Origin of the sequence: Kitasatospora sp. NPDC048540 (assembly GCF_040651175.1) — a bacterium.
Classification (GTDB): Bacteria; Actinomycetota; Actinomycetes; order Streptomycetales; family Streptomycetaceae; genus Kitasatospora.
The window spans coordinates 32,598-52,051 of the sequence record NZ_JBEZIR010000055.1 but is presented as its reverse complement, the minus strand read 5'-3'; the positions used below and the strand labels follow the sequence as shown (position 1 = coordinate 52,051).

Genomic DNA, 19,454 nt, shown 5'->3' with positions numbered 1-19,454 from the left:
GGCTGGCCGACGACTCCCCGGCGGGCCTGCTGATCGGCGCGTACGCGCTGTTCGGCCCACCCCGGTCGCGTCCCGGCGGCGTGTCGGTTGCCGCCGGGACCGTGGTGTCAGGTGTCAGGTGAGCGGCTTGGCGCCCCGCTCGGCGAGCATGTCCGTGATCAGGCCGATCTCGGCCTGCTGCCCGTTGATCATCGTCTGGGCGAGCCGCTTCTCGGCCGGGTTGGTGCTGGCGTCGACGTACGCCTGGGCCATCCCCAGCCCGCCCTTGTGGTGCTCGATCATCAGCTGCAGGTACCAGACCTCGGCGTCCCGGCCGTTGAGCGAACGCAGCCGGTCCAGCTCGGTGTTGGTCGCCATGCCGGGCATCAGCGAGCCGTCGTGCGCCTCGTAGGTGTGGCCCATCCACGCCATCGGCTTGGCCGCGGAGGTCTGGGTCAGCCCCCACTGGTCGAGCCAGCCCATCAGCATGCCGCGCTGGTTGGCCTGGGTGTTGATGATGTCGAAGGCCAGCGTGCGGACGGCCTCGTCCCCGGTCCGGTCGCGGACGATGAACGACATGTCCACCGCCTGCTGGTGGTGGGCGGCCATGTCCCGGGCGAAGCCCGCCTCCGGGGAGTCGGTGGCGGGTGTCGCCGCGGCGGTGACGGCCGTGCCGGAGGCGGGCGGACCGCCCGCCAGCAGGGCGGGCAGACCGAGGCCGAGCGCCACCACGGCCGCCAGAGCGGCCGGCCACCAGAGCCGGCGCCGGGGTGCCCCGGCCGGTCCGGCGCCGAGCTCCTCGGGCCCGGCCACCGCGGTGGCGGTGGCGCCGGCGTTGGCGTCCGGGCGGTTCTTCCCGGCCGGGGTCACTTCATGGCCCCGTTGCTGCAGGACGCGCCGGGCTCCTGGGTCTGCGGCCCCTGCACGTACTTGGTGAAGAACTGCTCGACCCGCGGGTCGGTGGCGCTGTCGACCTTCAGCTGGGTGCCCCAGGCGTTGAGGGTGATGGTGCCGGCCTCGTCCGGGTACGGGCTCATGAAGGAGTACGGGGTGACCTTGACCTTCTCCGAGAGCGCCTTGATGTCGTCCGGGGTGGCCTTGGCGTTGTAGGTGACCCAGACGGCGCCGTGCTCCAGCGAGTGGACGGCGTTCTCGTTCTGAACCGGCTGGTCGTAGACGTTGCCCATGCAGGTCAGCCAGACCGGGTTGTGGTCGCCGCCGACCGGCGGGGTCTGCTGGTAGGTGACCTTGGTGCTGACGTGGTTGCGGGTGAGGTTGTCGAAGGTCTGGACGCCGTCGATCGGGGCGTTCGCCGCGTCCTTGCGCGCCTTGTCGGCGGCCGCGGCGGCGGCCTTCTTGTCGTCCCGCTTCTGCTTGGCGTCCAGCGCGATCCAGCCGCCGACGGCGACCATGCCGCCGATCAGCACGGTGGCCAAGCTGATGGCGATGAACTTGTTGCGCTTGTCGCGGCGTTCCTCGGCGGCGCGCAGCTCGGCGATCCGGGCCCGGCGGTCGGCGGCCTGGTCGGCGCGGCCGCCGGGGCGGCCCTGCCGGTTCGCCGACTGCTTGGACTGCTTGGAGGCGGAACCCATGGGATGTCCTTGTCCCCGCCGTGCGTTCTGGCACAGCGGTGTGCGGGGTGGTGGGGTGCGGCGGAGCCGCCGGGCCGAGCGGGGTCGGCCGTGATCCGGCGGTGGGTTCCGCTCAGGTCCGGTTGACTTGGAGGATGTGCAGGTCGGGCGAGTGGTCGGCGCCGTGCAGTGCCCCGACGCAGGCCCCGGCCGCGGTCGGCAGCCGGGCCGGGACCAGCCGGGCCGCCACCACGGTGGCGGGCTGCGGGGGAGCGTTCGGGAGCTGGGCCTCGGGTCCGCAGAACGGATGGTTCGAGCAGCCGCTGCCCGGGACCGGGTGCCCGCCGTCGGCGGTGCACCAGGTCAGCGGGGTGTTCTCCGACCCGGCCGGGGCCGCCGGCCGGGCCGTGGTGGCGGTCCTGCTGGCGGTCCTGGTGGTCCGGGACGGCGTGGCCGACCACCGTGGTCACCGGGAGCGGGGCGGCGGCCGGGTGCGCGCCGACGGCGCCGGACCGGTCCGCGCAGGGCAGCAGCGCCATCAGGCCGGTCAGGAGCAGGGACCACAGCACCACGGCCGGACGGGGGACCGCGGGTGCGGCTCTCCCCGGCGGGGGTACGGTCGGCCCTGGCACGGTCATGCGCACATATTAATCAGCCGAACGAGTGATGTGATGCCCCTCGTCGGCCTTCCTGGGCCTGCTGGTCACAAGCGGGTTGCCGCTTCATCGCCCCTGGTTGGGGCACTTCCGACAAGCCCGGACGGATCGTCCCCCGAGATGGCCGGAACGCCCCTCCCACGGGATGGCCGGTTGTCCCGGAATCCCGGACACGGTCGGTTCCGGTCGGGAACAATGACGACGAGGCCGGCACCGGGGGCCGCTCGGCGGTCGGCACGCGCTCGGCAGACGGCACACACGGACGAGGAGCGGCCAGTTGAGCGACCAGGGTGCACACCCGCAGCTGCGGCCGGAGGACGGCTGGTGGCACGCGGTCTACCAGGGCCCGGCCGGCACCCTGCCGGACACCCCGGACGCGGTGCCGGACGCGGGCAGTGTGGACGACTGGTTCAACTCGGCGGCCGGGGTGATCGGTGCCCCGCGCACGGCCGGCTCCGTTCCCCACCCGCCCGAGGGCACCGTCCCCGCGCCGGAGAGCCCGGCGATGGACAGCCCCGCGCCGGCGCTGACCGCCGAGCCTGCCGTGACCGCCCCCGTACCCGCGGCCGCACCTGTCCCCAGTCCTGAACCCGTACCGGTACCGCTACCGGTAGGGGTACCCGTATCCGCACCTGAGCCTGTCCCGGTGCCCGCCACCGTCGAGGCCGAGCCGCCGGCGGCGCCCGAGGCCCAGGCCGGTCCGCGGCCGGCCGCCACGCCCGCCCCCACTCCGGTCCCCGCGCCCACTCCGGTCCCCGCGCCCGCCCCGGCTCCCGCCCCCGCCGCGGCTCCTGCGCCCGGCCCGGCTCCCGGCCCCGTACGGCCGGCGCAGCCGATCCAGCCGCTGCGCCGCCCTCGCGTCGAGCCCCCGGTGCCGCACGTCGGCGACCGCCCGCCCACGTACGGTCCCGAGCCCACCGCGCTGCCCGCGGCCGAGCCGGCGACCCTGGCCGCCCTGGTGCCGGACACCGCGCTGGACGGCGCCCAGTACGGGTCCGCCACGCTGCGGGCGGCCTCGGTGCGCGGTGACTCCGCCCGGTACCGCGGCGAGCCGCGCCGGGACGCCCTGCTGGTCACCCGCTTCGGCGAGGGCGAGGACGGGCTGCTGCTGGCGGTTCTGGCGGCGCCCGGGCGGCGGGAGTCCGCCGAGGCCGGCGCCGGGTCGGCTGCGGAGGCGGCCCGCCGTCTCGCCGCCGCGATCGGCCGCAGCCGCAGCGAGCTCGCCGCGGACCTCCGGGCCGGCGCGCGCGACCGGCTCCGCTACGGGCTGCAGCGGCTGACCGTCCTGGCCTCCGGCCCGCTCGCCACCGCGGTCGACACCACCGCCGACGGCCCGGATCGGGCGGGCGCGGCGGGCGGCCACGACAGCGAGGGCGATGAAGGAGGGGACGGCGACGACGAGGCGGACCGGGGCTCGCTGCACTGCATGTTGATCTCGCTGGATCCGTCGGCGACCCACCGGGCCGCCTTCGGCACCGGCCCGGGCGCGCTCTACCTGCTCCGTTCCGGCCACTGGATCGACGCGTACGCGGCCCGGCTGCTGCACCATCCCGACGGGCAGCCTCCGTTGCCGCCCGCTCCGGCGCCCACGCCCCGGCCGTTCCGGTTCCGGCTGGTACCGGCGACGCCCGGGGACATCCTGCTGCTCTGCACCCCCGGTCTGGCCGCGCCGATCGCCGAGGAGCCGGCGGTGGCGCACTTCCTGTCCAACCACTGGGCGCACCCCCACCCGCCCGGCACGGTCGACTTCCTGCGCCAGGTGCAGGTCAGGGCCAAGGGGTACGCCGACGACCGCACGGCCGCCGCGCTCTGGACGGAGTGAGCAGCCGCCCGGGTCCGGTCACGGGCCGCCGTTGCGGGGCGCGGGTCAGCGCGGTCCGAGCAGGGCGGTGGTCACCGCGGCCACCTGGGCCAGGGCGTCCTCCCGGCGGGCGCCGGGCAGCCCGATCGCGATCGGTACCGCGAAACCGTCCAGCAGCGCCCTGATCTGCGTCGCCACGTCCTGGACCGACCCCCGCCCGGCGGGCGCGGACTCCGGCCCGGTGGACGAAGCGTCCGGCCCGGTGGGTGCCGACTCCGGGGCCGGGCCCGGCCGCGCTCCGGCGAGGGCGAACTCGCCGGTGGCCACGCCGTCCTCGATCACGCCGACCAGATCGGCGTGCCACGGGACCTCGATCGCCTGCTGGCCCTGCCGGATCTCGGCACTGGCGGGGGAGCGCCCCCAGACCTCGACCCACAGGATCCAGCGCGGGTCACCGGGCCCCTCGGGCAGGTACAGCCCGGCGTAGGCGGCCAGCCGTTCCCGGCCCGTCGCGCCGGGCCGGGCGAGGGCGGCGCGTCGGCGTTCGCCGAGCTGCTCCTCGCTCCAGTGGAGGGTCTCCAGCAGCAGCTGGTCCTTGCTGCCGAAGTAGTAGAGCAGGTGTCCGGCGCTCATCTGGAGCTGTTTGCCGAGTCCGGCCATGGTGAGCTTGGCGAGCCCGTGCTCGGCGATGGCCGTGCGGGCCGCCGCGAACACCTCCTCGCGCGGCCGGGCAGCCCGGCGCGCCCGTGGCTCCGCCATCTGCTGTTCCTCCCGGCTGTTCGGCACGATCACTCACGATACGTGGTGCCGCCGCCGGGCCGGCCCTCCGTCCGTCCGCAGGCCGGAGCCGGTCGCGGCCATCGCGGGGCCATCGCCTGGCCATCGCACGGGAACCGGGCGGGGTGCCCGCCGGGGCCGGCCGTTCGGCCGCGGCCCCGGCGGACGTGCGGCGTCAGCCCTTGGTGGCGGCGTACGCGCTCTGTGCGGCGAAGCCCCAACTCGGGGTGGCGTCCCACGGGTTGAGCATCACGTCGTCGGTGACGTAGGCGTAGCCGGCGCCGCGGTCGAAGGCCTTGTCGAGGGCGTCGTGCATCGCGGTGGCGTCCGGGGTGGTGTGCACCAGGTGCCAGAACGCGGTGCCGCTCGGGTCGAGGGCGGCACCCGAGTAGTAGCCCACGGTGTAGTTGAAGACGTTGCCGCCGAGCCAGCCGGCGCCGGTGTACGCGGCGTAGGTGTTCTCGAAGGTGACGAAGGTGTCGGCGGTGCGGTGACCGGGCTCCAGGTAGCAGTCGGCGACGGCGGTGCCGGGGTTGTCCACCACCATCTCCTCGACCTCCGGGTCGAGCGCGGAGACGGTCTCCTGCACGTACGTGCGCAGGGCGAGGTAGTAGTCGCGCAGCGCGTTGTCGGTGCCGCAGTCGCGGCCGGACTGGTCGAAGAAGATGCCGTCGACGTGGACCTTGTGGTCGGCGGTCCTCAGGTAGTTGTCGACGGTCGCCTTCACCGCCGCGAGGGAGCGGTTGCCGTGGTCGGTGTCGACGTAGCCGAGCACCTTGGTGTGGCCGCCGGTGGCGGTGGTGGCGGTGCGGAGCGTGTCGGCCTGGGCCTGCCAGGTGGCGTCGAACGGGTCGTAGCCGTTGTTCGGGTTGAGGATCACGACCGACGCCGCGGGCTGCGCGGACCGGATGCCCGTCAGCATCGGGTGGCCCGGCGCGACGTACGCCGGAACGGCGATCTCCAGGCCGCGGGTGTGCCCGGCGGCGGCTGCGCCCGAGGTGCTGCTCGCGGTCGCGAGTGCGGCGCCGATCAGCGCCACCGGCAGGCTCTTGGTCAACATGCGCATAGCGAATCCCCCATGATCGATCGAACGTGATCGCATTCTTGCACCCGTGGGCGACAGCCTCGTGGCGCTCGCCGTAACCCCCGTCGACCATCGGACGGAACGTCAGCTCAGCATCCCGGTCCGGTGCCCGGCCCGTGGCCGCCCGCGCGCGCATGGCCACGCCCGTACGGCCGCGTGACATCCGACGCAGGGTCAGCCGGGCAGCCCGAGCAGCACCTCGGCGGCCGCCGGTACGTCGCGGACCGCGTGGTCCGGCGCGGGGTGGTCGGCCTGCCAGGGCAGCTCCGGCGAGATCCAGATGCTCCCGACGCCCGCCGCCTGCGCGCCCAGGATGTCGGTGGCCGGGTTGTTGCCGACCATCCAGGCCCCCGCCGCCAGGTCGTGGCCCGAACTCCGGGCCGCGACCCGGAAGATCTCCGGGTCGGGCTTGCGGGCGCCGGCCTCCTCCGAGATGCAGACCGTGTCCACGGCCTCCAGCAGACCGGTCCTGGCCAGCTTGGCGCCCTGGATCGCGGTGTACCCGTTGGTCAGCACGGTCACCGTCCAGCCGGCCGCCCGGAGCCGGCCGACCGCCTCCAGCGCACCGGGCAGGACGTACACGCGTTCCGCCAGCCCGTCCACGTACCGCGTCCACAGGTCCGGCCCGGACCGGTCCGTTCCGTGCGCCGCCGCCAGCCGCTCGAAGGTCTCCGCGGTCGGTGCCGCCAGGATCGCCGGCTCGGCGGCAGGCGGCAGGCCCCGTTCGGCGCAGAACTCGGCGGTCCACTCGGTGGTCGGGCACCGGCGTTCGACGAGGGTGTGGTCCAGGTCCACCAGGACGAGCCGCTGCATGGCGCCAGCGTAGCGACGCGGCACCGCCGGGCCGCGGAACCGCGCCGCACCCGCCGGGCCGACCGCTGAGCGGCCGCCCGGCGGCGGGCCCGAGTGCGGCCTGAGCCGGCCTCAGGCCGGCGGCGCGGGCTTGGCCGCGGTGTACAGCCAGGCGTCGAAGAACGCCCCCAGGTCCCGGTGCGAGATCTGCTCCGCCAGTGCGCGCAGGTCGCAGCTGTCGGCGTTGCCGTAGCGGTACCGGGTCGGCCACTCGGCCAGCAGGGTGGCGAAATCACGCTCCCCGATCAGCTCGCGCAGCGCCTGCAAGGTCATCGCGCCCCGGGTGTACACCGCGTCCTGGTCGAAGATGTTGTCGTGCCCGGGGTCGCCGGTCTTCAGCTGCCAGAACGGGTCCGCGGCCGGGGTCGCGTAGTACCCGTCGAAGGTCTCCCGAGCGGTCGGGCCTCCGTGGTCCTCCTGCCAGCGCCACTCGGCGAAGGTCGCGAACCCCTCGTTCAGCCAGATGTCCCGCCAGGTGCGCGGGGTGACGGAGTCGCCGAACCACTGGTGGGCGATCTCGTGCACCACCGCCAGCTCGTCCGGCTCACCGTCGTACACCGGGCGGCTCTGGGTCTCCAGCTCGTACCCGACCCCGATCCGGTCGATGATCCCGCCCACCGAGTCGAACGGGTACCGGCCGAACCGCCGGGCCTGCTCCACCACCGCCCGCTCGGTCGTCGCCCGCAGGAACGTGTCGTCGCCGCCGGCCGCCGGGTCGTACGCCGTCACCGACGGGATGCCGCCGGCCTCGCCCCGGGTCACCCGGAAGTCCCCGATCGCCACCATCGACAGGTAGCTCGCCATCGGCCGCCGCATCTCCCAGGTCACGGTCGACCGGCCGCCGTGGACCTGTGCCTCACCGTGCTGCTCCCCGTTGGCCAGGGCCTTCACCCCGGACGGGGTGGTGATCCGGAAGGTGTAGGTGGCCTTGTCGTTCAGGTCGTCGTTGACCGGGTACCAGGTCCGCGCGCCGTCCGGCTCGTTGAGGGCGACGGCACCGTCATCCGTGTTCAGCCAGCCGTAGTCGCCGAGCACCGGGTCCGAGATCCGCTGCGGGACGCCCTGGTAGGCGACCTTCACCGTGAACCCCTCGCCGGGGTGCGGCGGCCGGACCGGCTCGACCACCAACTCCTGTCCCTCGCGCCGGAACCGCGCCGGCCGCCCGTCCACCTCCACACCCGTGATCTCCGGCCCCGAGTAGTCCAGGTCGAAGCTGCGCAGGTACCGCTGCGCCGTCGCCCGGATGGTCGCCTCGGCGGTCAGGTGGTGGGTCGCCGGGGTGAAGTCGAGGTCCAGGTCGTAGTGCGCCACGTCGTACCCCTGGTTCCCGGCGAGCGGGAAGTACGGGTCGCCGGACCCGGCGCCCCCGGCGGTGGGCGATCCGGTGTCAGGGCCCGGGGCGGCGAACGCGGCCGAGGCCGTCGCGGCCGGTACGCCGGTGAACAGGGCCATCGCGCAGGCGATCCGCAACGCGACCGCTCCAGCTGAGCTTCTCGTCATACGGCGCATCATCGGCCACTGCGGCCCGCGGGCCCGGTCGGCGACACGGCCCGGACGGCCGGTCGCACCGTCGTCCGGCCCCGGTTCACCCGTACGGGTGGCACCGTCGGCTGGCCACCTTCGGTTGGCTCCATGCCGGTAGCCGTCAGCCCAGTCTGGTTCGGGTGCCGCCGGGGCGGACCCGGCCGCGGCCGGTGCGGGCCGGCCGGGTCGGGCGCCGGTCCGGCCGCCGGGCCGCCTCCCGCCGCAGCCGCGCGGCCAGGGCGGTCCGCAGGGCGCGCACCGCCAGGAGCATCGCGACGGCCGCCAGTTCGGCCGGCTCGGCGACACCGCCGTCCCGGGCGGCCGTCTGGCAGGGGCCGCACCACACGGCACTGGCCCGGCCGCCCCCGGACCGGACCAGGTCGGCCGGCGTCAGATAGCGGGCGCCGCAGTGCTGGCAGACGAACAGCAGCCGCATCACTGGATCACCGTCGCACCGTGGCACAGACTGCACGCCGACCAGTGCCGGTCCTGCCGGTGCACCTGGTCGCCCTCGGCATCCAGCTCGACGGTGTGCGTGACCTTCTCGGTGCCTCCCGCGCCGTGGCACGCGGTACAGAGCTGCGATTCTGACAAACTGCCACCTCCTGTGCACCGACCGTAGCGTGCGACCCACCATGATCGGCGGCAGTTCACCGACTCGCGTCCTGGAGACGAAGGCTTCGGTCGCAGGCGGTGGGTGCGCGGCAGTGCAGCACCGACGGGTCAGCGCACGACCGGGCTGCCTGCACGCCAGTCCGTGAGCCGCTTCCGGATGCTGTCCACCATCGGCAGGCCGTCGGTCTCCTCCGGCGTGAACCAGGCGACCTCGGTGGACTCGTCGGACACCGCGATCGTCCCGCCGACCGGGCGGCCGAGCAGGCAGATCGAGAACTCCTGACGGACCTCGCCGTCGTCGTAGGCGAAGACGTGTCCGGGGTTGGTGCAGGTGCCGACGATGCCCGTGATCTCGATCCGGATGCCGGTCTCCTCCAGGGTCTCCCGGATCCCGCACCCGGCCAGGGACTCGCCCAGCTCCATCTTTCCGCCGGGCAGGGCCCACATGCCGTTGTCGGTGCGGCGCTGGAGCAGCACCTTGCCGTCGTCGCCGACCACCACGACGGATGCGGCCGGTACGAGACTGTTGGCCTCCGGTGCGCCCGGATCGTCCTCGTAGTCACGCCTCGGCATGCTGCGCCTCCATCGTCCGGACGTCACGGCCCGTGCCCCACAGATCCTCCACGTGCCCGGCGAATCTGTCGAACATCCCGTCGTCCTGGGCCCGCCGCAGGTGCATCATCGGGGCGCCGGTGGGGGATCCGGAGCCCGCGGGGCCGTTGGATCCCGACCCGTCCGGCGGGCGGCCGCACCTGTTCGTGTCGAGGGCCGGCGCGGGGCGTACCGGCGGAAGCTGTGGAAGACCGGAGCCGGGTCGGCCCGGGCGCCCGTACGGCGTCCGGCGACTCGGCTCCGGCTCAAGGTGTCCCGGTGTCCTGCTGTGTCAGGCCTTCGGCTGCTGCTGGGTGATGCAGTGGATGCCGCCGCCGTTGGCGAAGATCTCGCGGGCGTCGACCAGTTCGATGACGCGGCCCGGGTAGGCCTTGCCGAGGATGGCGGCGGCCTCCTGGTCGCGGGGGTCGTCGAAGGCGCACAGGACGACCACGCCGTTGCCGACGTAGTGGTTGATGTACGAGTAGTCGACCGGCTCGCCGTCCTCGTCGGTCAGGACGGTGGGGGCGGGGAGTTCGATGACCTCCAGGGGGCGGCCGTGGGCGTCGGTGGCGGCGCGCAGGCCGGCCACGATCTCGCGGCAGACCTCGTGGTCCGGGTGGGCGGGGTCCGGCTGGACGTGGGCGACCACGACGCCGGGGCGGACGAAGGAGGCGACGATGTCGATGTGGCCGCGGGTGCCGAACTCGTCGTAGTCGCGGGTGAGTCCGCGCGGGACCCAGACGGCCTTGGTGGTGCCGAGGTGGGCGTGCAGCTCGGCCTCGACCTCCTCGCGGGTCCAGTCGGAGTTGCGGCCCTCGCCGAGCTGGACGGTGTCGGTGACGAGTACGGTGCCCTCGCCGTCGACGTGGATGCCGCCGCCCTCGTTGATCAGGCGGGAGGCGAACCGCTGGACGCCGGTCAGTTCGGTGATGTGCTCGGCGATGTGCTGGTCCTTGTCCCAGCTGGCCCAGGACTGGGCGCCCCAGCCGTTGAAGATCCAGTCGGCGGCGGCGACCGAGCCCTTGCCGTCGATCAGGAAGGTCGGGCCGATGTCGCGCATCCAGGCGTCGTCCAGCGGCTTCTCGACGATCTCGACCTCGGGTGCGACGTACTCCCGGGCCGCCGCGGTCTCACCGGTGTTGACGATCAGGGTGACCGGCTCGTACCGGACGATGGTGTTGGCGACCTGTGCCCAGGCCTGCCGGGCGGCGTGCAGGTGGTCGGGGGTGTCGAAGGTCTGGTTGTCGGTGGGGAACGCCATCCAGGTGCGGTCGTGCGGGTGCCATTCGGCGGGCATCCGGTAGCCGAGCGAGGCGGGAGTGGTCATGGAGGCAGGTCCTAAGCGGTGAGCGGTGAGCGGTGGGGGAGGGAGGAGGAGGGTACGGAGGTGGCGTCAGAGGAAGTACAGGCGGCTGAGCGAGACGCTCTCGGCGGGTTCGGAGCGCAGCGGGGCGCCGTCCAGCGAGACCAGGCCGGTGTCGGCCTCGACCTGGACCTGGCCGGTCCGGGCGTTGCGGACCATGTTGCGCGGTCCGATGCCGCGGGTGTTGCGTACGCCCACCCGCCGTCTGCGGGTGGGGAGTTGGTCGGCGGCGACGTCCAGGTACGAGCCGTCGGCGGCGGCCTGGGCGACGAAGGCGACGGAGAGGTCGGCGGCGGTGGCGCCGTGGGCGCCGAACTGCGGTCCGAGGACCAGGGGTTCGCACCGGTCGGTGGAGGCGTTTGGATCGCCGGTCACGCCGTACGCGGGGAAGCCGGCCTTGAGCACGAGCTGCGGCTTGGCGCCGAAGTGGTCGGCCCGCCAGAGCACGAGGTCGGCGAGCTTGCCGACCTCGATGGAGCCGACCTCGTGGGAGAGGCCGTGGGCGATGGCGGGGTTGATGGTGAGTTTGGCGATGTAGCGCAGGACGCGCTCGTTGTCGTCGCCGCCGTCGCTGGTCCCGTAGCCACCGTCGAGCGGGCCGAGTTCGGTCTTCATCTTGCCGGCCATGGCGAAGGTGCGGCGGACGGTCTCGCCGGCCCGGCCCATGCCCTGGGCGTCGGAGGAGGTGATGCCGATGACGCCGAGGTCGTGCAGGACGTCCTCGGCGCCCATGGTGCCGGCCCGGATGCGGTCGCGGGCCATGGCGGCGTCGCCGGGGAGGTCGACCTTGAGGTCGTGGGCGGAGACGATCATGCCGAAGTGCTCGCCGAGGGCGTCGCGGCCGAACGGCAGGGTGGGGTTGGTGGAGGAGCCGATGACGTTCTCGACGCCGGCCATCTTCAGCACGTTGGGGACGTGTCCGCCGCCGCAGCCCTCGATGTGGAAGGCGTGGATGGTGCGGCCGTCCAGCACGGCGAGGGTGTCCTCCACCGAGAGGCACTCGTTGAGGCCGTCGGTGTGCAGGGCGACCTGGACGTCGTACTCCTCGGCGACCCGCAGCGCGGTGTCCAGGGCGCGGGTGTGGGCGCCCATGTCCTCGTGCACCTTGAAGCCGGACGCGCCGCCCTCGGCCAGCGCCTCGACCAGGGGGGCCGGGTCGGAGGAGGAGCCGCGGCCCAGGAAACCGATGTTGACCGGCCAGGCGTCGAAGGCGTTGAAGGCGTGGCGCAGTGCCCAGGGGGAGTTGACGCCGACGCCCCAGACCGGGCCGAACTCCTGGCCGATGATGGTGGTGACGCCGGAGGCGAGCGAGGCCTCCATGATCCGCGGGGAGAGCAGGTGGACGTGGGTGTCGATGGCGCCCGCGGTGGCGATCATGCCCTCGCCGGAGACGATCGTGGTGCCGGTGGAGACCACGACGTCGACGCCGTCCATGGTGTCCGGGTTGCCGGCCCGGCCGATCGAGACGATCCGGCCGTCGCGGATGCCGATCGAGGTCTTGCGGATGCCCAGCACCGCGTCGATCACGACCACGTTGCTGATCACGACGTCGCAGGTCTCGCGGACGGCGGTGGCCTTGAGGTGCAGGCCGTCGCGGGCGGTCTTGCCGAAGCCCGCCAGGAACTCGTTGCCGGGTTCCTGCGAGTCGGACTCCACCCGGATGATCAGCCCGGAGTCGCCGAGCCGGATCCGGTCGCCGGTGCGGGCGCCGTGCACCGCGATGTAGTCGTGGGGGGTGATGGCACTCATGCTCCGGCCTCCGGGGTGTGGGACGCGGGGGTGACGGGGGCGGGACGGCCGGTCACGACTCCACCTCCGACTCGTCGAAGGTGGTGAGGTAGCCGGTCGCGCGGGCCTTCGCCAGGGCGGCCTGCCGGGCGCCGGGGGCGTCCAGCGGGCCGTCGACCAGGCCGGCGAAGCCGATCGCGACCCGGGCGCCGCCGATCGGGACCAGGCCGACCTCCACGGTGGCGCCCGGGTCGAAGCGGACCGAGGAGCCGGCCGGGACGGCCAGGTGGGTGCCGTACGCGGCCTCGCGGTCGAAGGCCAGCCGCGGGTTGGCCTCGAAGAAGTGGAAGTGCGAGGTGACCGAGATCGGGACGGCGGAGGTGTTGTGCACGGGGAGCACCACGGTCTCCTCGACCGGGTCGTAGCCCGCGCCGGAGCCGGCCAGGGCCGCTCCGGGGGCGTCGTCGCCGAGTGAGCCGCGGCCGCAGAAGGGGTCGTTGACCACGGCGAGCCGGGTGCCGTCGTCGAAGACGGCCTCGACCTGGATCACGGTGACCACGTCCGGTACGCCCGGCAGCACGTCCTCGGCGCCCAGGACGGTGCGTCCGGCCTCGATCGCCTCGGCGAGGCGCCGCCCGTCGCGGGCGGCCTCGCAGACGGTGTCGGCGATCAGTGCGGTGGCCTCGGGCACGTTCAGTTTCACGCCGCGGGCACGGCGGGCGCGGGCCAGTTCGGCCGCCGTGAAGATCAGCAGCCGGTCCCGTTCGGTGGGGGTCAGTCGCACGGTTCCTCGCTCACGGGTGCCGGTGGATGATCTGGTTAGAACGGCGTTCAAACATCTGCGGCCCATTGAACCCGGGCCCGGCCGTCATGTCCAGCGTTCCTCCTTCCGGGCCGGTCCGCGTGCCGGGCGCGCCGCCGGGCCGCCATCTCGCCCCGATGGCCCGTCGGTGCGGGCCCCCGCGGCCTCCCGCTGATCTCCAGGGTCAGGGTTATGACAGAACTCTGATACAAATAAGAGCACACCCTTTCGGGTGTGGTCTGCCTCGGTGTGGGGCGGACGGGGAGATCGAACTGAGGGGGAGCAGCCGTGCGCGCTGTCCGCTACACCCGTACCGGTGGCCCGGAGGTCCTGGAGACGGTCGAGATCGAGGCCCCCGAGCCGGGGCCCGGCGAGGTGCTCATCGACGTCACCCACAGCGGTGTCCACTTCGCCGACGTGATGTTCCGGCGCGGGCGGTTCCCGCTCGGGCTGCCCGCCGTGCCCGGCATCGAGGCCGCCGGCACCGTCGCCGCCCTGGGTGACGGCGTGACCGGACTCGAGGTCGGCACCCCGGTCGCGGCCGTGCTCACCGGCTTCGGCGGCCACGCCGAGCAGGCGGTCGCGAGCGCCGCGACCACCATCGCGCTGGAGGGCACGCTGGCCGGCCTGAGTCCGCTCCTGGCGGCCGCCACCGCCTGCAACGGCGCCACCGCCGTCGGTACGCTCCGGGGTGCCGCCCGGCTCGCCGAGGGGGAGCGCGTCCTGGTGCTCGGCGCCGCCGGGGCACTCGGCGCCCTGCTCGGCGACCTCGCCCGGTCCTACGGTGCGGGTCTGGTGGTCGGCGCCGCGGGCACCCCGCAGCGGGCCGCCCTCGCGGCCGGACGCGGCTACCACCGGGCGCTCACCTACGGAGAACTCGAGTCGCAGGCCATGGAGTTGACGGACGGCCGGGGGTTCGACGTGGTGGTCGACCCGATCGGCGGCCCGCTCCGGGAGCGGATCCGCCCGCTGCTCGCGGTGCTCGGGCGGCACGTGGTGATCGGGGACGCGGCCGACCGGGACACCTCGATGGCGGCCAACCAGGTCTGGTACGACAGCTACTCGCTGGCCGGCTACAACCTGGGGGCGCTGATCGGCCGCCGCCCCGACCTCTTCCGGGCCCAGTTCGCCGAGGCGCTGCGGCTGGTCGCCGACGGCACGCTGCGTCCGGAGGTCGAGCAGATCGGCTGGGACGCGGTGGCCGAGGCGCACCGGCGGCTGGAGGGCCGCTCGGCCGAGGTCAAGTACGTGCTGCGGACCGCCTGACGCGGGAGACGGTCGCACCCTGGGGCTGATGGGTCGTCAAGGGGCTTGCGGGGGACTGGCGTACGCCTGGGCGCTCCCGGTCCGAACTGGTCATCGGACACCGCAAACCTCGACGGCCCCACCAGATGGATCACTCGCCCGCCCCCGAGCCCCGCTTCACCCCAGGTGGACGCGGATGCACTGTTGCCATCCCCCGAGAGTGGGCAGGAGGATGGTCGGCAAGCGGACGTCGCCGCTGGGGGACTCGGCGCGGCCGTCAGGAGAAGGGCGGGGGCGTACGTAATGGATGGACAGGCAAGGTTTCCGCGACAGCGCTCGGCCTCGGGCAGTGGCCCGGTCACCCCCGGCGGCAGGCTTCCCCGTGGCGGCGCGTCCTCCGCCGACGGCCCCGCCCGGATCCCGGCCCCGGCACCCGGCCCGCGCCACGGCCCCGGGCCCGGCCGGGCCGGACTGCCCGACGGGCCCGGGCTGCCGGACCAGCCCGAGCAGCACGACCACGGCCACCAGGACCGATACGACCACGACCACGACCGCGGCCACGCACATGACGACGAGAGCACGCCCGACGAGGGCTCGCCCCACGACGACGGCACACCCGACCGCGAGGGCGCACCCGCGTACGAGCCGGGCTGCGTGCTGCACCACCGGCTGCACGCGGCCTTCGCCCCGGCGGACCTGGTCGCGGTCGGGGCGATCCGGCACCGGCTCCGGGCCGCGCTCGGCCACTGGGGCGTGCCCGAGCTCGCGGACACCGCCGAGCTGCTCACCTCGGAGCTGGTGACCAACGCCCTGCTGCACACCACCAAGGGGGCCGTGCTGGAGGCGGTGCTCACGGCCGGGCAGCGGCTGCGGATCGAGGTGCAGGACTGCACCACCCGGCTGCCCGGCCGCCGGGTCCCCGAGGAGTGGGCCACCTCCGGTCGCGGGCTGATGCTGGTGGACTCGCTGGCCGACGCCTGGGGCGTCCAGCTGCGGGGCGAGGGGAAGGTCACCTGGTTCGAGCTCGGCCCGGCCGGGGCCGACGCGGCCTGAGCCGGCCCGGCCCGGTCCCGGGCCGTGGCCGGGCCGTGGCCGGGAGCCGATGGCGGCCCCGGAGGCGGCCCGCCGCGCCGCGAGGTCACTCGGATCGTCCACGATTGTCCCCCGGATGGTTCGTCGGCATTGCCGCCTTGCCGAACATACGAGAGGCTAGTGAGAATGTGTGTCCGGGACGGCGGGGAGAAAAGCGCCTCGACCGGTCACCGTGACACAGCAGGCACACCAGCCAGACCAATCCCACGGCTAACGCAGTCCGTCCGACCCGACCGGACCGCATGCCCCGGCAGCGGCAGGAGAAGCATGGCCACAGAGCCCGAGCCGCCCGGGTCCGCCCGGCGCGTCCCCCCGGCCCAGGCCACCAGGAGCATTGCCGCGGTCAACCCGCTGCGCAGCGCTTCCGGCATGCCGATGAGCCGGATCGGCCCGGCGGTCTCCCGCGGCCTGCCCACCCGCACCGGCGACTCCACGCCGGACTGGCTCGAACCGGCGATGGCCGCCAACGGCATCGGCTCCTTCGACTGGGACATCCGGCACGACGTGCTGGAGGCGGACCCGCGGGCCTGCGCCATCCTCGGCCTGGACGCCGACCGCTTCGACCGCAGCGCCGCCGCCTTCCTGGCCATGCTGCACCCGGAGGACGCACCGGTGGTGCGCCGCCGGGTCGAGCGGGCCGTCGCCGAGCTCGGCCAGTGCGGCGCCTACTACCGGACCCTGTTCCCCAGCGGTGAGCTGCACGCGGTCCGCTTCCGCGGCCGGGTGCTGGCGGACGCCTTCGGGCGGCCCTCCCGGATGGTCGGCTTCGTCTGGGACGCCACCGTCGAACTGCACAAGCGCGAGCGGGCCGGCGAGCTGGCCGCGCTGCGCGAGGAGCGTTCGCGCTTCATCAAGGAGGCCGCCCGGGCGCTGGCCGAAGCCGTCACCGTCCGTGACGTGGCCCGGGTCTTCACCGAGCTGCCGCTGCCCGGCCTGCCGCCGGACGGCCTGGTGCTGGCCGCGATGGAGGCCGGCCGGCTGGCCATCCTGGGTGCCAGCGGCTACCGGGAGGAGGACGTCGCCCTGTACGACCGCTCCCCGCTGGCCCCCGCGCACCCGCTCGCCGAGGCGGTCCGCACCCGCGCGCCGATCTTCATCGCCAGCGGCACCGAGTACCGGGAGCGCTACCCCGACGCCTGGGACTGGGCCAGCGGCACCGGCCGCAGCGCCTGGGCCTTCCTGCCGCTGGTGGCCAGCGGCCGGGCGATCGGCGTCTGCGTGGTCAGCTTCGACGACGACCGCGAGCTGGACACCGACGAGCGGACCCTGCTGTCCACCCTGGGCGGCCTGGTCGCCCAGTCGCTGGCCCGGGCCCGGCTGCACGACGCCGAGCACGAGCTCGCCGCGGGCCTCCAGCGGGTGATGCTGCCGCGAACCGTCCCCGCCGTCCCCGGGGTGACCACCGCCGTCCGCTACCTGGCGGCCGGCTCGGGCCTGCAGATCGGCGGCGACTGGTACGACGTCGTCCCGCTGCCCGGCGGCCACGTCGGCCTGGTGATCGGCGACGTCCAGGGCCACGACGTGCACGCCGCCGGCATCATGGGCCAGCTGCGGATCGCGCTGCGCGCGTACGCCGCCGAGGGCCACCCGCCGGCCGCCGTGATGGCACGGGCCTCCCGGTTCCTCGCCGACCTGGACACCGACCACTTCGCCACCTGCACCTACGCCGAGGTCAACGTCGACTACGGCGTGGTCTACGCCGTACGGGCGGGCCACCTCGACCCGGTGGTCCGCCGGGCGGACGGCTCCGCCCACCTCGTCCCGGTCGCCGGCGGGCTGCCGCTCGGCATCTCCCCCGACGAGGAGTACCGGGTCACCCGGTTCAGCCTCGACCCGGGCGAGACCGTGGTGCTCTGCACCGACGGCCTGGTCGAGGCCCGAGGGATGGACCTGGACACCGGCTTCGACCGGCTCTGCCGGGCGATCTCCGGCCGGCTCCCCGGCATCGACGAGGCCGCCCGCGAACCGCTGGAGGACCTCGCCGACCGGATCGCCTCCCAGGCCGCCGACTCCAGCGAACGCGAGGACGACATAGCGCTCCTGCTGCTGCGCTGGGACGGCCCCGCCGGCGGCCTGGCCGCCCAGCAGCTGCGCCGCCGGATCGGCCAGGCCGACCTGGCCCGGATCGCCGAGCTGCGCGGCGAGCTGCGGGACGCGCTGCGCCGCTGGGGCGTGCCCGACCTGATCGACACCGCCGAGCTGCTCTCCTCCGAGCTGGTCACCAACGCGATCCGGCACACCGACCGGGACGCGATGTTCACCGCGCGGCTCTACCGGGAGCCCGGCAGCGGCGCCCGGCTGCGGGTCGAGGTGGAGGACGAGTCCGACCTCTGGCCGACCCGCCGCACCCCGGGCGAACAGGCCTCCTCGGGCCGCGGCCTGATGCTGGTCGAGGCGCTCGCGGACGGCTGGGGCGTCGAGCCGCGCGGCTCCGGCAAGCGGATGTGGTTCGAACTCTCGGCGGACGCCGGGCCAGCCACCGGACCCGAGGGCTGACGGCCCGCACCCGGCGCCGCCGTACGCGGGGCGGTACGCGGTCGGGCGGTACGCGGTCGGGCGGGTCACCGGAGGACCGCTCCGGTGACCCGCCCGACCCAGTCCGGGGAGCCCGTCCCCGGAGAGCCCGTCCCCGGGGAGCCGGGGACAGGCCTCAGCCGAACTGCTGCTCCAGGTCCTTCAACTTCTGCTCCAGCGAGTCCAGCCGGGGGATGGCCAGGGTGTCCTCCTCCGGCGTCAGGTCGACGCTGCTGCGGTCCGTGCCGCGGGCCGGCCGGGCCGGCAGCCCGGGCTGGGTGGCCCGCCCCTCGACCGCCGGGGCGGCGAGGACCTGGTCCTGCTCGGTGACGTCGGCTATGGCAGGCTCCGATCCGGCCTCCAACTGGTGCTCCAGATGGTGCTCCAGCTGACGCGGCGCCGCCCGCTGCCGCCAGACCCCGCCGTTGGTCCGGCCGATCGCCCGGATCTCGGCCCGCTCACGGCGCTGCGCCATCCGGCGCTGCTCGCGGTTGACCGAGGCCTGGCGCTTGTCGTCGCGGACCTCCTCGACCGCCTCGTCCAGCGTCCGCACGCCCTCGAGCAGCATCAACGACCAGGCGGCGTACGTCTCCAGCGGTGCGCGCAGCCAGCGCACGATCCGGATCTGCGGCAGCGGACGGGGCACCAGGCCCTGCTCGCGCAGCGCCGCCACCCGGGTCTGCTTCAGCGCCCGGTCGAAGAGCACGGCGGCCGACAGCGACATCCCGGCGAAGAACTGCGGCGCCCCGGCATGGCCGAACCCCCTTGGCGCGTGGACCCAGTTGAACCAGGCCGAGGCGCCGGCGAACAGCCAGACCAGCAGCCGGGACCCCAGCGCCGCGTCCCCGTGGCTGGCCTCGCGCACGGCGAGCACCGAGCAGAACATCGCCGCGCCGTCCAGACCGAACGGCACCAGGTACTCCCAGCCGCCGGAGAGGTTGAGGTTCTGCACGCCGAAGCCGACCAGGCCGTGGAAGGACAGCGCCGCCGCGACGGCCGCGCAGCAGAACAGCAGGACGTACGAGGCGCCGCCGTACATCGATTCCTTGCGCCGTCGGCGCTCCTCGCTGCGCTCCCAGGAATCCGAGCTGCTCGCCGCTGCCGCGGCGGCCCGGGTCCGGGCGACGGCCACCAGGATGGCGGTGACCACCAGGGTGGCCACCCCTGCGACGGCCCAGCCCAGCGGTATGTCCGACAGTCTCATGACCTGAACCAGCCTCGCTTTCCTGCCTAGTGATGGGCGGGGACCATCATGGC

17 protein-coding genes are annotated in these 19,454 nt (G+C 74.3%); 4 read left to right on the top strand and 13 right to left on the bottom strand.

Features of this window, described 5'->3' with window-relative positions:
- Positions 1-114: 114 nt before the first annotated feature.
- Positions 115-720, bottom strand: a complete 606-nt coding sequence (locus AB0D08_RS21970) for a DUF305 domain-containing protein (protein ID WP_233289035.1) — start codon at positions 718-720, stop codon at positions 115-117.
- A gap of 125 nt (positions 721-845) precedes the next feature.
- Complete coding sequence (locus AB0D08_RS21965) at positions 846-1,571, bottom strand: DUF3105 domain-containing protein (RefSeq protein WP_033820682.1); 726 nt, start codon at positions 1,569-1,571, stop codon at positions 846-848.
- 912 nt (positions 1,572-2,483) lie between these two features.
- Between AB0D08_RS21965 and AB0D08_RS21960 the strand changes: the two genes are divergently transcribed.
- A complete protein-coding gene (locus tag AB0D08_RS21960; protein WP_359890839.1) occupies positions 2,484-4,028 on the top strand; it encodes a hypothetical protein in 1,545 nt (514 codons plus the stop codon).
- A 45-nt stretch (positions 4,029-4,073) separates the two neighbouring features.
- On the opposite strand, the gene AB0D08_RS21955 is transcribed toward AB0D08_RS21960, so the two are convergent.
- From AB0D08_RS21955 to AB0D08_RS21910, 10 genes are all read right to left on the bottom strand, one after another.
- A complete protein-coding gene (locus AB0D08_RS21955) occupies positions 4,074-4,766 on the bottom strand; it encodes a TetR family transcriptional regulator C-terminal domain-containing protein (protein ID WP_033820441.1) in 693 nt (230 codons plus the stop codon).
- A 193-nt stretch (positions 4,767-4,959) separates the two neighbouring features.
- Complete coding sequence (locus AB0D08_RS21950; protein ID WP_233289025.1) at positions 4,960-5,844, bottom strand: spherulation-specific family 4 protein; 885 nt, start codon at positions 5,842-5,844, stop codon at positions 4,960-4,962.
- 198 nt (positions 5,845-6,042) lie between these two features.
- Positions 6,043-6,681: an HAD family hydrolase gene (locus tag AB0D08_RS21945; RefSeq protein WP_359890836.1), complete on the bottom strand. Its 639-nt coding sequence runs from the start codon at positions 6,679-6,681 to the stop codon at positions 6,043-6,045.
- A 111-nt stretch (positions 6,682-6,792) separates the two neighbouring features.
- Positions 6,793-8,220: a M1 family metallopeptidase gene (locus AB0D08_RS21940; RefSeq protein ID WP_359890833.1), complete on the bottom strand. Its 1,428-nt coding sequence runs from the start codon at positions 8,218-8,220 to the stop codon at positions 6,793-6,795.
- Positions 8,221-8,365: 145 nt separating this feature from the next.
- Positions 8,366-8,680, bottom strand: a complete 315-nt coding sequence (locus AB0D08_RS21935; RefSeq protein WP_359890830.1) for a hypothetical protein — start codon at positions 8,678-8,680, stop codon at positions 8,366-8,368.
- Entirely contained in the window at positions 8,680-8,838 is a 159-nt protein-coding gene (locus AB0D08_RS21930; protein ID WP_158515627.1) for a hypothetical protein, read from the bottom strand. Before AB0D08_RS21930 ends, AB0D08_RS21935 begins: the two co-directional genes overlap by 1 nt.
- A gap of 129 nt (positions 8,839-8,967) precedes the next feature.
- Entirely contained in the window at positions 8,968-9,432 is a 465-nt protein-coding gene (locus tag AB0D08_RS21925; protein ID WP_359890828.1) for an NUDIX domain-containing protein, read from the bottom strand.
- A gap of 310 nt (positions 9,433-9,742) precedes the next feature.
- A complete protein-coding gene (locus AB0D08_RS21920) occupies positions 9,743-10,780 on the bottom strand; it encodes an agmatine deiminase family protein (protein ID WP_033824763.1) in 1,038 nt (345 codons plus the stop codon).
- Between the two features lie 66 nt (positions 10,781-10,846).
- Positions 10,847-12,565, bottom strand: coding sequence for an urease subunit alpha (locus AB0D08_RS21915; RefSeq protein WP_359890825.1), 1,719 nt, complete (start codon positions 12,563-12,565; stop codon positions 10,847-10,849).
- A gap of 52 nt (positions 12,566-12,617) precedes the next feature.
- A complete protein-coding gene (locus tag AB0D08_RS21910; RefSeq protein ID WP_033824761.1) occupies positions 12,618-13,328 on the bottom strand; it encodes an urease subunit gamma in 711 nt (236 codons plus the stop codon).
- Positions 13,329-13,634: 306 nt separating this feature from the next.
- On the opposite strand from AB0D08_RS21910, the gene AB0D08_RS21905 reads away from it, so the two are divergent.
- The 3 genes from AB0D08_RS21905 (at position 13,635) to AB0D08_RS21895 (ending at position 18,179) form a co-directional block, all read left to right on the top strand.
- Positions 13,635-14,612 (top strand): zinc-binding dehydrogenase, encoded by a 978-nt coding sequence (locus AB0D08_RS21905; protein ID WP_359890821.1) that lies wholly within the window; start codon positions 13,635-13,637, stop codon positions 14,610-14,612.
- Between the two features lie 282 nt (positions 14,613-14,894).
- Positions 14,895-15,644 (top strand): ATP-binding protein, encoded by a 750-nt coding sequence (locus AB0D08_RS21900; RefSeq protein WP_082527101.1) that lies wholly within the window; start codon positions 14,895-14,897, stop codon positions 15,642-15,644.
- 306 nt (positions 15,645-15,950) lie between these two features.
- On the top strand, positions 15,951-18,179 hold the full coding sequence (locus AB0D08_RS21895) for a SpoIIE family protein phosphatase (RefSeq protein ID WP_082527100.1): 2,229 nt from the start codon (positions 15,951-15,953) through the stop codon (positions 18,177-18,179).
- A 154-nt stretch (positions 18,180-18,333) separates the two neighbouring features.
- Here the strand turns inward: AB0D08_RS21895 and AB0D08_RS21890 are convergent, their stop codons facing one another.
- Positions 18,334-19,401 (bottom strand): DUF2637 domain-containing protein, encoded by a 1,068-nt coding sequence (locus AB0D08_RS21890; RefSeq protein ID WP_033824760.1) that lies wholly within the window; start codon positions 19,399-19,401, stop codon positions 18,334-18,336.
- Positions 19,402-19,454: the final 53 nt, after the last annotated feature.

Coding starts and splice junctions, on each gene's coding strand:
- AB0D08_RS21920 (WP_033824763.1), bottom strand. CDS start 10,780: ATGACCACTCCCGCCTCGCTCGGCTACCGGATGCCCGCCGAATGGCAC.
- AB0D08_RS21940 (WP_359890833.1), bottom strand. CDS start 8,220: ATGACGAGAAGCTCAGCTGGAGCGGTCGCGTTGCGGATCGCCTGCGCG.
- AB0D08_RS21965 (WP_033820682.1), bottom strand. CDS start 1,571: ATGGGTTCCGCCTCCAAGCAGTCCAAGCAGTCGGCGAACCGGCAGGGC.
- AB0D08_RS21950 (WP_233289025.1), bottom strand. CDS start 5,844: ATGTTGACCAAGAGCCTGCCGGTGGCGCTGATCGGCGCCGCACTCGCG.
- AB0D08_RS21890 (WP_033824760.1), bottom strand. CDS start 19,401: ATGAGACTGTCGGACATACCGCTGGGCTGGGCCGTCGCAGGGGTGGCC.
- AB0D08_RS21955 (WP_033820441.1), bottom strand. CDS start 4,766: ATGGCGGAGCCACGGGCGCGCCGGGCTGCCCGGCCGCGCGAGGAGGTG.
- AB0D08_RS21915 (WP_359890825.1), bottom strand. CDS start 12,565: ATGAGTGCCATCACCCCCCACGACTACATCGCGGTGCACGGCGCCCGC.
- AB0D08_RS21900 (WP_082527101.1), top strand. CDS start 14,895: ATGGATGGACAGGCAAGGTTTCCGCGACAGCGCTCGGCCTCGGGCAGT.
- AB0D08_RS21895 (WP_082527100.1), top strand. CDS start 15,951: ATGGCCACAGAGCCCGAGCCGCCCGGGTCCGCCCGGCGCGTCCCCCCG.
- AB0D08_RS21935 (WP_359890830.1), bottom strand. CDS start 8,680: ATGCGGCTGCTGTTCGTCTGCCAGCACTGCGGCGCCCGCTATCTGACG.
- AB0D08_RS21945 (WP_359890836.1), bottom strand. CDS start 6,681: ATGCAGCGGCTCGTCCTGGTGGACCTGGACCACACCCTCGTCGAACGC.
- AB0D08_RS21925 (WP_359890828.1), bottom strand. CDS start 9,432: ATGCCGAGGCGTGACTACGAGGACGATCCGGGCGCACCGGAGGCCAAC.